Genomic DNA, 13,843 nt, shown 5'->3' with positions numbered 1-13,843 from the left:
ATGATGATTGAGAGATTTTTTTGTCAGAATCAGGATATCCAGGATTTGAGGATTTTCAGGATTTTTATTGGGATTTTTTGATGATGATTGAGAGATTTTTTGTCAGAATTAGGATATCCAGGATTTGAGGATTTTCAGGATTTTTATTGGGATTTTGTTCAAGATGATTTGGAGATTGTAATAATATAGTATTTATCAAAAAACATTCAAAATCTTTATATCGAAAGTAATATAATCATATTCTGAAAATATTAAATATCTCCATCCTGAAAATCCTTAAATCCTGGACATCCTGATTCTGACAAATATATTAAATATCTAAATATCTCCATCCTGAAAATCCTCAAATCCTGGACATCCTGATTCTGACAAAAAATATTTAATGTTTTAATCCTGGACATTCTGATTCTGACAAAATATCTAACCCCACAACCTCCTCCCCCCTTTCCCATTTAACCTTTCATGGGTATCATTTAATAAAGCAGGAATATCTAAATTTTCAGGACATTTCGGTAAACAATCACCGCATTCTGTACACCGATTTCCTTTCATTCCGGGAAACCAATGACCCGCATTTTCAAACATTGCATAACGATATTTTCCATAATCAATCATATCATAAGCAACTGCCAAATTTCTTAATCTTAAAACTTCAGGAATATTGATATTTTCAGGACAAGGTAAACAAGCATAACATTGACTACATTTATCAGTTTCTAAAACTTGATTCTTTTGATTTTCTAAGTTTTTAAAAACTTTTATCTCTTCTGTTGTTAACTCATTAATATTATGAGAAACTGCCAAAGGTGCAATTAATTCTTCTGGAGTTGCAGCACCGACGCTTAAAGTTGTAATTCTGGAATCACTCAATAAAAACCGATAATTTAATTCTAAAGGTGTGAAAGGTTGACACAGTTCTTTTAATTTGTCTGGTGGTGTGTAAAGTCTTCCTCCTTTATCAGCAGGAGAAATAATAAATACACCCATATCTTTTTTTGTAGCTGCTTCAATCGCTAAATTATTACGTTGGAAAAAATAATAATAATGCAAATTCACAAATTCAAATAAATCTGTATTAATTGCTGCCAAAATAATCTCTAAAGCACCATGAGTAGAGAAACCAATATGTTTAACTCTGCCATCATTTACAGCTTCATGAACAGCTTGCATACAGCCATTTTTAGCTTCTACCCATTCTAAATGTTGCCTAGTATTTAAACCATGAATACCCAAACAATCTAAATAATCTAAATTTAAACGTTGTAAAGATTCATCAATGTACTGATGCATGGTGTCAGCATCAGCACAGGGAGGAATTTTAGTAGTGATATATAATTGATTTCTTGGTACTGATAAACCGCTTTTTATTGCTGTACCTAAATACTCCTCACTTTTACCATAACCTCTAGCAGTTTCTATGTGATTGATACCTAAAGATAAAGCTTTTTCAATAGTTTGATGAGCAGTTTCTACGTTATTTAAATAACGCATTGTTCCCAAAGAAAACACTGATAATTTTAAATTTGTTTTACCAAAACGTCGATATTGCATAAAGTCAGGTGACAGGTGACAGAAGAAAATAGGGAATAGGGAATAGGGAATAGGGAATAGGGAATAGGGAATAGGGAATAGGGAATAGGGAATAGGGAATAGGGAATAGGGAATAGGGAATAGGGAATAGGTGATTGGGGAAGAGAGAAATTAATTAATCCTGTAAAATCTGTATATATTTTGTGATGAAAAATCATAAATCTCCCCAGTCACCAGTCACCAGTCACCAGTCACCAGTCCCCAGTCACCAGTCCCCAGTCACCAGTCACCAGTCCCCAGTCACCAGTCCCCAGTCCCCAGTCTCCTATTTAACCGTCACCGTTACCAAATCGCTTGATTAAATCTTCAGGACGAAGATTAGAAACAAATTCCCGGAAAGCTTGTTGTTCAGCTTCATCCGCATCACGATCAACGGGAATAGAAGCATCTGCTACCACTTCTTCCATCACCCAAATCGGTGCATTTGTCCGTAAAGCAATGGCGATCGCATCACTAGGACGAGAATCTATTTCTTTTTTTACCTCTCCTTGCTGCACAATTAAAGCAGCGTAGAATGTATCCTTTTGCAAAGAATGAATTATCACCTTTTCTAAGGTCATATTCCATGCTTCCAAAACATTTACCATCAAGTCATGAGTTAAAGGTCTAGGGGGTTTTTGATGCTCCATAGCACCCATAATCGCCCTAGCTTGATCCTGACCGATATAAATTGGTAAAGCCCGACGATCTGAACTATCTTTCAGGAGTACAATCGGACTACGGGTTATGGCATCTAAAGCTATACCAGCGACTCTCATTTCAATCATTGGCCAACCCTCTAAAATCCTTGTATTGCTTGAGTGCTATGTGGCAAAACATACCCTTGATTGGGTTTTTCTAAGACAGAAGTAAACATAGGGCTTTTCTTCTTTATAATCGCTTCTATTAAACTGCTACATAAAACCCAAATAATCTGGACTTTACTCCTGATTTTATTGGCAAAATGAGAGCAGTGTTCCCTCTTTCAGCTTAAACGCCTATCTTTTGGGAAGCGAGTTATAGCCAAATACGAGCAATTATTGTCCGATATGTGGCAGTATATAAGGCTTTATCGGAAAATTAATCTCCACCCGATGACTCCGAACTTGTAGTAAACACCAGAGTAAGTCAAAATGCTCTCCTCAAATCATAATCGTCTTAACCAAGTATGCCTTGAGATTGATGTTAATGTGTGACTGTTCAGCCTTCAAAAAAAACTTCAGAAATTATCTTTAAATGTTTTACGTTTTTGTTCGGAATTATCAGTTGATTTCAGCCAAAATTAAGCAATAGGTGACTGGGGACTGGTGACTGGGGACTAGTGACTGGTGACTGGTGACTGGTGACTGGTGACTGGGAAAGAAAATTTTATATTTTAGATTGGAATTGACAAAAACAATCCAAAATCCAAAATTGTATTACCAATTACCCATTACCAATTACCCATTACCAATTACCCATTACCAATTCTTAGCAAACTTGTAAATAAAGTTAATTTGGCAAAAAATCATGTTTACAGGATTAATTCAAGGATTAGGTAAAATTAAACCCTTATCTAACGATTTGTGGCAGATTACTTTTGTCAGCCACTCGGATGCCATTATGCACGATTTAACTTATGGCGATAGTGTAGCAGTAGATGGCGTATGTCTGACGGTGGAAGAAATTTTAAAAGATGGTTTTATTGCCACTGCTTCACCAGAAACCCTGCGTCGTACCACTTTAGGGAGAGAAGAAACCCAAGCCAGATATGTCAACCTAGAAACGTCGCTGCGAGTGGGGGGTAAGGTAGGAGGTCATTTTGTCATGGGTCATGTAGATGGGATGGGTGAACTCATTTTAGCGGAACAGACAGCGACCTCTTGGGAAATGACTTTTGCAGTACCAGAGGCGATCGCTCGTTATATCGTCCCTAAAGGTAGCATCGCCATCAACGGTATCAGTCTCACTGTAGCCACCTATCAACCTGAACACTCACAGTTTACAGCAGCCGTCATTCCCCTCACATACTCGGAAACAAACCTGAGTTGTTTAAGTTCTGGTAGTTGGGTAAATTTAGAAGCCGATATCCTGGGTAAATACGTGGAAAAATTCATTTCCCCAGGCAAAACACCACATCAAGAGGACATTACACCCGCATTCTTAATAGAACACGGGTATTTATAGGTGACTGGGGACTGGGGACAGAAGGCAAGAGGCAAAAGGCAAGAGGCAAAAGGCAAGAGGCAAAAGTTAATATTCTCCCCCTGCTCCCTGCTCCCTGCTCCCCTGCTCTCTTCACTGTCACCTGTCACCTGTCACCTGTCCCCTATCTGGCCTGTGCTGTTCTGTTGTTGTACACCAAGTTATTTAAACCTGCTTGTAACTTCACACCGGGGTCAACAGCAACCCAACCGTTGGGTGTGAGGTGACGGACTTCAAAATGCAGGTGAGGTCCTGTAGAGTTACCAGTGCTACCAACTCGACCGATCACCATTCCTGGTTCTACCCACTGACCAGGACGAACTAAGATGTCTGACATATGAGCGTAGAGAGTTTGTTGGGCAGAACTGTGATTAATAATCACGGTTAAACCGTAACCACCAATCCAGTCAGCAGTTTCTACTTGACCTCTAGCCGCTGCTAAAATTGGTGTACCTGTGGGCGCTCCTATATCTGTACCTGCATGGAAACGGCGATCGCCAGTTATAGGATGTATCCGCCAACCAAATAAAGAAGTTACAGGCGCAGCAAAAGATAAGGGAAAAGCTACTCCCGAACTACCACCACGGTAAGCATAAGCAAAGGTGTTACTGTAAGGAACTTGTGGTAAAACCGCTGCCAGAGCAAAATCATAAGATACATTACTTGGACGTGGTGCTATATTATCCTCTGCCATTGGCGCGGGTAAACTGCCAAAGCTGGGGGCGATGGGTGTAGCATTGACGGTTGTAGTTGGGGAAAACTCGCTGGGTTGAGGAATAAACCGATTCGGACGATAGGCGGTTTTTGTAGAACTGCTAGTATTTGTTTGGGCAGTACGCCAACTTTGATTATTATTGACAGCAGTAGCAACCGTTTTCACTACATTGCGGGCTTGTGAGTTAGACTGAGCCGCTACTTGCGGTGTTTTTGGTGTTTTTTCTAAACTAGCGGTTTCACTTTTTTTGATCCAACTAGGTGCTGATTTTTTGGGTGCATCAGCTACGGTAGGGGTATCAGTGGCTTTTTTACCACAAGCGCCAGCAGCAATTTCTCTTTTAGAAAAAACTGCTTCACAACCGCTAGACCTTTCTGTAACAACTACAGAACTGGGTGGTTCATAGTTGTTAGTTGCAGTCCCATTGTATTCGGTGGGGTCAATCTGGGTGTTATTGTAATCTTTGGTTTTCCTCGCTGTGGCGCTGCCAGTATCCCCAGCATTATTATTTGCTGGTTTAGCTACTTCTGCGGGTTTCTCAGGTGCTGAGTTAACAGAAGTCTCTGGTTTTTTCACCTGTGACGTTTCCGCTTTCGGTTGAGAAGTTTTAATGATGACAACAGGTTGAGAATTTTCTGCTTTTGGTTGAGACTGTCTCAACGGTTCTGCTGTTTGGGAAACTTCTTTATTGTTGAGTTTCTTTTTCAGTCTGGCTCTGCGTTCAGCAAAATCTGGTGTTGATTTTACTGCTTCTGGGGCAGCAGTTTCTTTTGTTCCTGTCTCTGCAACTGCTGTCGGTTGGGAACTTTCAATAGTGGGAACAATGTTATCTACTGATGATTCCGTTTGAGCCAACACAAAACCACCACTTAACAGGCTAACACTACTCAACCAAGTCAGGGCTTGGGCTGGTAATGTAGAAGCAAAGCGTTTTGTTGTTAAACTTTGAGTTCGCTTATTATTCAAGCGGTTATGGGCAGATTTATGAGGCTGCGTCATTTTTTCTCTCAGTTGTGTGTAATAAGTTTAAAGAAGATGATGTGCTTAAAAAGTTAAACAGAAATTAAACAGAAATTAACACCGAAGATTAAGAGTAACCCAAACTGATTGTACCGGGTTCTACAGAAATTTCTGCTTTTATCAGTTCTGTCCTATTATATTCAGCCATTTGTAAGCGGAGATTTCCTTCGGGTGTCACCCCAACTACAGTGCCTAAGAGATTATTGACATACACATGATCACCGATGTTTGTCAGTAAATGCAGATAACGAGACAGTAGTATGCTTATTCCTTCGTTGTTTAGACACTCTAGACCGGACTGTATTCCCAGTAAAACTTGAGCAGTGAGCATTTCTAGCCCAGAAATAGCTTGATCATTCTGGGTAGTTTGCCAGGATTTTAAGTTGATGCCAGTTTCTGGTACTGGGTTAGCCCAGTTTATACCAACACCAATCACAGCTTGGGTAATATGCCCTTGAAAAACCCTGGTTTCTGTTAAAATGCCGCCTAGTTTGCGACGATTTAATACTAAATCATTCGGCCATTTTATTCCTACTGTTATGCCACACTTTCGTAAGTGTGAAGCAATTCCCCAAGCACTAGCTAAGGTTAGTTGATAGCTATTGGTGACTTCTAGTTGAGGAGCGATCGCCATTGAAAGGTATAAACCACCCGCAGGAGATAACCATTGTCTTCCCCATTGTCCCCTACCTGCGGTTTGTTGGGTGGCAATCACTACAGATCCTGGTTTTGCTCCTTGGGCGATCAAGTCCCATACCATTTGATTAGTTGACGGGAGACTGTCAAAAATGTGTAGAGAAAATGGTATACATGGTTGCTTACGCCCTAAGTGTAAGAAATTTTCTAAAAGTTGCCGATCAAATTCCACAGTTATTCCCCTAAATCCCGTTGATCAAGTTAGCATTGATTGGCGGTTTTGTATTTTTTGTTTGGGTTTGTTTGAAAATGCACACTTGGCACTGGCACAATTGGGAAGGTCTACCTTACCTGACTTGTAATCTTTTGACACCTTGGCCTCATGGTTTTTTTACCCAGCAGTTTTGGCCACGTCCACCGCAGGAGTTAACACAGGTACTGCAACCAGAAGCTGCTGCTTATCGTTTAAAACAAGTTCACGGTAATACTGTTTTGACTCCCCAAGAGGTAGATGAACATTTAAACAACAGCAATGATGAGTTGGCGTTAGCAGATGGTTTAATCAGTGAAAAACCTTTACAGGCTGTTTGGGTGGCTTCTGCTGATTGTACACCGGTGCTGATTGGGGATGTCAAAATCGGACAGGTAGCGGCTTTACACGCGGGTTGGCGGGGTACAGCAGCGCAGATTGTTCCCCAAGCCATTAAAAAGATGCAATCTCAAGGTAGCAAACTGGAAGATTTACGCATTGCTATGGGTCCTGCGATCGCAGGTGAAGTTTACCAAGTTTCCGTGGAAGTGGCTGCGGAAATTGGAAGCACTATTATACCACATAATGACCCAGAAAAAATAGTTGCTGCTTTACACGATTTACCTGATTCACCTTTATTACCGGATGCAGAACCGGGAAAGGTGCGTTTAGATGTGCGTCGTGTTAATGCTTTGCAGTTAGAGCAGTTGGGGTTTAGTGGAGAACAAATTGCGATCGCTCCTTACTGTACCTATCAATCTCCTGAACACTTCTTTTCTTATCGTCGAGAAAAGGAGAAAAAGGTGCAATGGTCAGGAATTGTTAGTTTATCTTAATTTCCTGTCAGTAGTAACATAATGTTTGATGTGTTACCGTTGTATTGAGCATGGCATTAGCATTTCTATTTAGGGTTTGCTGAAAAAGTTATCTGTGAAAGCTAGGTGACAGGTGACAGGTGACAGGTGCTACGCCACGGTGACAGTTTCAAGAGTTGGATAGGAACGATCTTTTCTTTAAGAGGGTTTTGTGTTACCCTGCTTTCTTCTCTAGTATCTGTCACCTAGTTTATCCCCAAACTATTTGCAAATTCAAAACAAACCCCGGTAAAACATCTTCACCTGATAATTCTTGAGGAAATTCTAATACTTCCACTGGTTTACCAAGACGATAAATTTCCACTTGACGCATTTTACGATTAATCAACCAACCTAATCTTACTTCATTATTGATATACTCCCGCATTTTTTCCTGAGTTTCTTCTAAACTATCACTGGGTGACATTAACTCTAAAACAAAATCGGGTGCGATTGGTGGAAACTTTTCCTGTTCTTCCAGTGTGAGTGCATCCCATCTTTCTTTTTTTATCCAAGCTACATCAGGAGAACGGTTTGCACCATTGGGAAGTTTAAAACAGGTGGAAAAATCAAAACAAACTCCTAGTTTATTTTGACGATTCCAAAAAACAAAATCTGCCGAAATTTCAACATTACGTTTTCCCGTTCCTCCTCCTGTGGGTGACATAATCTGTATTTCTCCTTTTGCATTTCTTTCAAATCTAACTTCAGGATTTTCTCGACACAATTGATAAAATTGATGGTCTGTGAGTTGGATAATAGGATTTAAGTTGACGGTGATAGCTGTCATAATTATCTCTGCGGATATAATATATATCAACTCGTATCTCAATAATAAATCAACTTGGTATGATTTGGTTATGCTATTTAAGAAAATTTACTTTAAAGCATCCTTTAATAAATCCCTATGCAAAAACGCCCCATTTATCAAAGATTGAATTTTCTCCGATGATAAAGATTCACCATTTTGATAAAAATCTAACCAATTTTTACTAATTAAATCTACATCATCGGGGATATTTTCTAAATCCCATCCAGGTATTTGTAAATCTTCCATTAATCTGTTTATCTTGGGATCATAACTCAATGCAAAACAACGACAACCTTCACTAGCAGCCATAATTAAACTATGTAGACGCATTCCAATAACCATATCTACACCCTGAAATGCACCTTTTAAAATTTCCGGTGCTTCTAAACAAAGAATCTTACTATTATCTGTTAATTGCAGTTGAATTTTTTCGGCAATTCCTAAATCTTCGCTTTTTTGAAATGGTAATATTAAAATAAAGGCTTGGGTAGCTGTTTGTAACTCCACCAAAGCACGAGTTAAATTTGCTAATCTAGTTTCTGTAAGTTGGGGATGATTTCTTAAAGTAACTGCAATTCTTGGTTTTGGTAAATCTGCTAATTCTGCTACTGATTGGGACTTTAATGCCCAAACTGGATCAGGTGCAAGAATATGTGGTATATTCCAATTTGATAATAAAGCCGAACTAGAGCGATCGCGTACACTGACTTGAATACAACCAGCAAAATTTCGCTTTGCTAACCAGCGAGTTTGCGGACGCAATAAAGGTCCTATTCCCTGTCCCCAAGCTATAGTTTTTAATTTTAGGACTTGAGCGATCGCCATTAATCCGCCATAATAAAAAGGGCTAATGGTACTAGTCACATCCTGCATTAAACTACCACCACCCCAAATGAACGCATCACAGGAACGTAAAGCTTGAATTACCTGTAAAAACGCCATGCGGTTGTAACTTTCCACACCATAACGCCGACTCGTTTCTTCAGGATTTCCAGAAAGCACTACAGGGGTGACATGAGGTGGTAACATTTGCAAAAGTGTAGCTAACAAAGCTTCATCACCACCATTACCTTTGCCGTAATACCCAGATAATAAAACACGCATCTTCAATAATTTTGGATTTTGGATTTTGGATTTTGGATGTTAGATGTTGGACTTAGGCCGTAATCATGGAAAAATAAACCGCAAAGGACGCAAAGGACACAAAGGAAAGAGGGTTTGTGAGGTATTCTACGTAAGTCCTGATATTTTAGATTTTGGATTACCAATTTTTTAAGTGGTTATCTACAACTGACAACTAATAGACAACTAATAACTGATTACTGACTATTATGCACGCCCTTTCGATTCCCACCTGGATTATTCACGTTTCTAGTGTTATTGAATGGATAGCCGCTATTTGGTTAATCTGGAGATACGGTGAACTGACAAAAAACCGTAGTTGGTGGGGATTGTCCTTTGCCATGTTACCAGCTTTAATCAGTGCTATGTGTGCTTGCACTTGGCATTATTTCGACAACCCCGAATCCCTAGAATGGTTAGTCACCCTCCAAGCTACCATGACATTAGTGGGTAATTTTACCCTTTGGGCGGCAGCAGTATGGATTTGGCGTTCTACCAAGTCTGCAACCAAAATTGAAGCAAAAACCATCAAATCAGAACCATGATATCAAAAGAAACCCTCTTTGCCCTTTCCTTGTTTCCCTATTTGGGTTTCTTGTGGTTTATTAGCCGTAGTCCGCAAATGCCACGTTTAGCCCTATATGGATTTTACGGTACTTTAGTATTTGTCGGTATTACTATTCCCGCCGGCATCTATGCCAAAGTTGCTTATGGAGAAGCTTTAGCCAATATAGACTGGTTACATGGAGGCGCTGAAGTATTTTTAACCCTCGCTAATATTTTAGTCGTCTTAGGTTTTCGCCAAGCAGTACAAAATTTAGGGAATAAGGAATAGGTGATAGGTGACAGGGGGAGCGAAGCGATTTTGTGAGATCGGGTTTTAATTCTCAATTAAATTGCCTAATTCTCAATAAAAACACATTTTCTGCCGCGATCGCACCCCTAAATAGGGGTTGCTGAATAAACTGAAAACCACGATGAATAAAGAGTTTGAGGGTGAATACCTATGTGCAGATGATTTTTTGTCTCTCTACCCCCCCTCACAGGGGTAGGTTTTTAATATGATCTGTGAAGGCAAGACCAGGAAGACAAGGAAGATTTTATACGGACAATGGTTTTTTGACGGACTATTTTTGTGACTAAAAATACATACTTTGTACTGTTTTCCTCCCTTGTCACCTTGTCCACCTTGTCCACCTTGTCCACCAAGTCTTGCCCTGACGACAATGTAAAATACCTACCCTTGTGAGGTTAGGGGGGATCTCAATTCCTAACCAAAAATACACCCACTACGCGCAGGAACATTCAAATCAACACTCTGATTATTCCACTTTATTTCCCCATTTCCAAACAATAAATTTTGCAATTTATTTTCTAATTTCCCACCATCAAAACTCACTGTAACCGACTCCTCACCCACATTTACTGCAATCATTAACTCCTCATTTTCCCAAATTCTTATAAACACATACAGCGTACTTTCCGCATAAATAACTTGATAACTTCCCACCCTCAAAGCTTGATATTGATTACGTAAAGAAATTAATTGTTTATGGGTTTTCAAAATTTGCAAATTCCAATTAGCTTCTAAAGGAAAACCACGACGACAATCAGGATCTAAAGCACCTGGTAAACCCACTTCATCACCATAATATATACTAGGCGCTCCCGGAAAAGTCAATAATAACAAAGTTGCTAATTCTAAAGATGCAACATCACCACCTGCAATAGTTATTAATCTCGCTGTATCATGACTTGCTAATAAATTCAGTTGTGTAAGTTGAATTTCCCAAGGATAAAGTGTCAATAAGTCCTCTATTTTCTCCGCATATTCAGCAGCAAATAAAGGTGGAAAAGGTTGATAATCACGTCCCTTTACCATTTCTAAATCTACACGGTTTCCCGCAGTAAAAGCAATAGTTGGACCTGTAAATAAATAATTCATTACCCCATCAAATTGCCTTCCATCCAACCACTGACGGGAATCTGTCCACACTTCTCCGACAATATAAGCATCGGGATTTATTGCTTTGACCCTATCTCTAAATTCTTGCCAAAAACCAGGAGTTTTAATTTCAAAAGGTACATCTAAACGCCATCCATCAATACCAAATTTAATCCAATATTCGGCAATTTCCATAATATATTCCCGCACTTCTGGGTTATCATGATTAAACACTGGTAAAGAACGAATACCCGCCCAACTTTCATAATTTGCAGGTGCATCACCCGTATAAGGTGCAAGTGGCCAACCTTGAATTTTAAACCAATCTACCCAAGGTGAATAAGGTCCATTTTCTAATATGTCGTGAAAAAAGAAAATCCCCCGACTCGCATGATTAAAAACCCCATCCAACACAATTTTAATATTACGTTGATGTGCTGCATCTAGCAATTCTTTAAATGCTGCATTTCCTCCCAATAAAGGATCAACTTGATAATAATCATGGGTGTGATAACGGTGATTACAAGCAGATTGAAAAATGGGAGTAAAGTAAATAGCGTTAACGCCTAAACTTTGAATATAATCTAATTGTTCTAAAATCCCCCATAAATCCCCACCTTTATAACCTTGGAGTGTGGGGAAAGCATCCCAATCTTCCCATTTTGGATCATTTAATAAACGTTTCCGGGGTTGTGTACTTTTAGCGAATCTATCGGGGAAGATTTGGTAAAAAACCGCGTGTTTTACCCAGTCTGGTGTGTGAATTTGCATATCTACTAATAAATTATGAAATTGTCGATATATCTAATAAATTCTCCCAAACTAGGAACACAATTGACAAGTTTAATATATATAAATTCATAATCTAAATTAGCTGCTAGTCTATTCAGTTGTTTTTCACTCTTATTGTAACCTTTGCCGACATGATTATAAATTTGTTTGATGTCATCTGAAGGTTTAAGTCGTGCTTCCATATCATCGGTTTGAGGATTAAAACCAAAAAGTTCCTCAATTCTATCAGGTGTTAAGCTGGAATCTATTTTAATAAAATGATTATATTCTGCTAAAAACCATGCTTCTATTTCCATCACAGCAAGCACTATATTTACAGGAATTGAACCTTTGGGTAAAGAATAATTCAAACCTCTTTGCAGTTTGAATTTTTCAGCTATGGGTATGGGGTAAACATCTCTTAATCCTATTACTCTCTCATAACCAGCAGTAGTAAGAAAATTATATTGGTCTCTCATGTCGGAAACGACACTTTCATCACGACAAGAGTTATAAATTAAAACATAAAATTTTGTTGCAGAAGTAACAGGATCTTTCATTATTACTTGAGCAGAGTTGCTTTTTTCCCTAGATTTAATTTCTATGGATATATGTAATTTACCAGCAATTTCTGTTAATAACTTTTTGACAAAAATTTGTTCAGTTTTCCCCTCCACAAAAATAGCTAATTTTTTCACTGTTCTATATTCTCCTCATTACCAAATCCCTCTAGATAGAATTGGGTTGCAAAGAAATCAAAATTATTTAAACCAGTGAATTTAAAATCATCAAATATTTCTTTTGAATTATGTATATTATGAAGTTTGGCTAATCCTGGTTGTCTCTCAATAACTGACCAATATTCTAAAGGAACACCATTCATAATAAATCGATCATTCGTGGTCATAATTAACTGAACTAATCCTTTTTCTGCTTCAGCTTTACTAACAAGTAACTTAATCATCGCTGATGCTCTTTCAAAATCGAGTCCTTCACCAATATCATCTATTAAAATACAACTAGGTTTTTTAGCTAAGAGTGAATAGTTTACTTGAATTATGAGAGATAATGCTCTAAACATACCTTGAGACATAATTGATTGTTCAGTTTGATTTTTTAAATCACTTTCCTGAACATAAAGATATTGATATTTTCCGTCTGGCAAAGATAGTTTATCTCCTTTAAAAATCGAAGTTGATGGAGTTTTCAATCCCAATTCATTTATTTTGTAACCTAGATATAACATATCGGATTTTATAGATGTAATAAAACTTTCTCCTAGCTCTTCCTCTCCTCTTTTAAAGATAGCAATTACATTGTCTTTATTTTTGAAGTCTATATTTCCTTTGAGTAAAGAAAAACTTTCATTATTAATTTCAAGCAGACTTTTTCTACCTAAATCCGTTCCAAATTCGTAATATCTCAATGAGTTTGCCCAATTGTAAATTTCCTCGAAAAAAGGATGTTGAATAGAATCTCTACGATTAAAAGCAGCAACTTCACTAGGCGGTGTTTGAAAATCAATTTCCTGATCTAATTGTACAGCCTGAATTTTACCTTTTCCTGATTCATCTCTATTCAGGTAAGATTTAGCTCCTATCGTGTAACTCTCTTTAATTACTTGTCCATTCTCAGCTTTTAAGATGTAGACTTTTTTCTCATCTGTGTGATTAATATCAAAGGTTAGCTTCCACTCCCTTAACCTACCATCCAGCTTACTCAGTCTTTCTTCACCAGCTAAAAAATCCGCTATAAACTTAATAGTTCTGAGGATTCTTGATTTTCCAGAGGCGTTTTTACCTACAATTAAGTTTATATCACCTAGTTGGCAATTTTTTAAACGCCATTTATTTTCATCTTGATAATATTCAACTAAATCTAATCTCATAAATGTTTGATTTCTTACAATTTATTCAGGTAATCAGGGTTGATTATATCCCTTTAGTAATGATACTGATTCTTATCC

Annotated in this window: 14 protein-coding genes; 5 read left to right on the top strand and 9 right to left on the bottom strand. The window is 38.2% G+C overall.

The annotated features are described in order from the left end of the window. Nucleotides 1-420 precede the first annotated feature (420 nt). Nucleotides 421-1,551, bottom strand: coding sequence for an aldo/keto reductase (locus H6F47_RS14455; RefSeq protein WP_190649703.1), 1,131 nt, complete (start codon nucleotides 1,549-1,551; stop codon nucleotides 421-423). Between the two features lie 182 nt (nucleotides 1,552-1,733). On the opposite strand from H6F47_RS14455, the gene H6F47_RS14450 reads away from it, so the two are divergent. Continuing rightward, nucleotides 1,734-1,892 (top strand): hypothetical protein, encoded by a 159-nt coding sequence (locus tag H6F47_RS14450; protein ID WP_190649700.1) that lies wholly within the window; start codon nucleotides 1,734-1,736, stop codon nucleotides 1,890-1,892. Here H6F47_RS14450 and H6F47_RS14445 read toward each other — a convergent pair. Continuing rightward, the gene (locus tag H6F47_RS14445) at nucleotides 1,860-2,357 is read right to left on the bottom strand and encodes a bifunctional nuclease family protein (protein WP_096572152.1); all 498 of its coding nucleotides are present in this window, start codon (nucleotides 2,355-2,357) and stop codon (nucleotides 1,860-1,862) included. The genes H6F47_RS14450 and H6F47_RS14445 overlap by 33 nt on opposite strands. Nucleotides 2,358-3,078: 721 nt before the next feature. Between H6F47_RS14445 and H6F47_RS14440 the strand changes: the two genes are divergently transcribed. After that, a complete protein-coding gene (locus H6F47_RS14440; RefSeq protein WP_096572151.1) occupies nucleotides 3,079-3,735 on the top strand; it encodes a riboflavin synthase in 657 nt (218 codons plus the stop codon). Nucleotides 3,736-3,877: 142 nt separating this feature from the next. Here H6F47_RS14440 and H6F47_RS14435 read toward each other — a convergent pair whose 3' ends face one another. Together H6F47_RS14435 and H6F47_RS14430 are read right to left on the bottom strand one after the other, a co-directional pair. Further along, the gene (locus H6F47_RS14435; protein ID WP_096572150.1) at nucleotides 3,878-5,467 is read right to left on the bottom strand and encodes a peptidoglycan DD-metalloendopeptidase family protein; all 1,590 of its coding nucleotides are present in this window, start codon (nucleotides 5,465-5,467) and stop codon (nucleotides 3,878-3,880) included. An 88-nt stretch (nucleotides 5,468-5,555) separates the two neighbouring features. Continuing rightward, a complete protein-coding gene (locus H6F47_RS14430; RefSeq protein WP_096572149.1) occupies nucleotides 5,556-6,356 on the bottom strand; it encodes a biotin--[acetyl-CoA-carboxylase] ligase in 801 nt (266 codons plus the stop codon). 77 nt (nucleotides 6,357-6,433) lie between these two features. Here H6F47_RS14430 and pgeF point away from each other — a divergent pair, with 77 nt between their 5' ends. Then, nucleotides 6,434-7,210 carry a peptidoglycan editing factor PgeF gene (gene pgeF / locus H6F47_RS14425; RefSeq protein WP_096572868.1) on the top strand — a complete coding sequence of 259 codons (777 nt, stop codon included), beginning with the start codon at nucleotides 6,434-6,436 and terminating at the stop codon, nucleotides 7,208-7,210. 229 nt (nucleotides 7,211-7,439) lie between these two features. On the opposite strand, the gene H6F47_RS14420 is transcribed toward pgeF, so the two are convergent. After that, entirely contained in the window at nucleotides 7,440-8,018 is a 579-nt protein-coding gene (locus tag H6F47_RS14420) for a Uma2 family endonuclease (RefSeq protein ID WP_190649699.1), read from the bottom strand. Between the two features lie 87 nt (nucleotides 8,019-8,105). After that, complete coding sequence (gene csaB / locus H6F47_RS14415; protein WP_190649697.1) at nucleotides 8,106-9,143, bottom strand: polysaccharide pyruvyl transferase CsaB; 1,038 nt, start codon at nucleotides 9,141-9,143, stop codon at nucleotides 8,106-8,108. Between the two features lie 227 nt (nucleotides 9,144-9,370). Here csaB and H6F47_RS14410 point away from each other — a divergent pair, with 227 nt between their 5' ends. Both H6F47_RS14410 and H6F47_RS14405 read left to right on the top strand, forming a co-directional pair. Then, nucleotides 9,371-9,706, top strand: a complete 336-nt coding sequence (locus tag H6F47_RS14410; RefSeq protein ID WP_096572146.1) for a DUF2499 domain-containing protein — start codon at nucleotides 9,371-9,373, stop codon at nucleotides 9,704-9,706. Further along, nucleotides 9,703-9,996 carry a DUF3593 domain-containing protein gene (locus H6F47_RS14405; protein ID WP_096572145.1) on the top strand — a complete coding sequence of 98 codons (294 nt, stop codon included), beginning with the start codon at nucleotides 9,703-9,705 and terminating at the stop codon, nucleotides 9,994-9,996. Before H6F47_RS14410 ends, H6F47_RS14405 begins: the two co-directional genes overlap by 4 nt. A gap of 435 nt (nucleotides 9,997-10,431) precedes the next feature. On the opposite strand, the gene H6F47_RS14400 is transcribed toward H6F47_RS14405, so the two are convergent. From H6F47_RS14400 to H6F47_RS14390, 3 genes are read right to left on the bottom strand one after another with little or no spacing between them, the layout of a single operon-like run. Next, nucleotides 10,432-11,877, bottom strand: a complete 1,446-nt coding sequence (locus H6F47_RS14400; RefSeq protein ID WP_190649695.1) for a glycoside hydrolase family 13 protein — start codon at nucleotides 11,875-11,877, stop codon at nucleotides 10,432-10,434. Between the two features lie 5 nt (nucleotides 11,878-11,882). Continuing rightward, a complete protein-coding gene (locus tag H6F47_RS14395) occupies nucleotides 11,883-12,575 on the bottom strand; it encodes a DUF4276 family protein (protein ID WP_190347738.1) in 693 nt (230 codons plus the stop codon). Then, the gene (locus tag H6F47_RS14390) at nucleotides 12,572-13,765 is read right to left on the bottom strand and encodes an ATP-binding protein (protein ID WP_137666679.1); all 1,194 of its coding nucleotides are present in this window, start codon (nucleotides 13,763-13,765) and stop codon (nucleotides 12,572-12,574) included. Before H6F47_RS14390 ends, H6F47_RS14395 begins: the two co-directional genes overlap by 4 nt. Between the last annotated feature and the right edge of the window lie 78 nt (nucleotides 13,766-13,843).

It is taken from the genome of Sphaerospermopsis sp. FACHB-1094 (assembly GCF_014696195.1).
Classification (GTDB): domain Bacteria; phylum Cyanobacteriota; class Cyanobacteriia; order Cyanobacteriales; family Nostocaceae; genus Sphaerospermopsis; species Sphaerospermopsis kisseleviana.
Note: the sequence above shows the minus strand (reverse complement) of the source record. Positions and strands in the feature narration are given on the sequence as shown.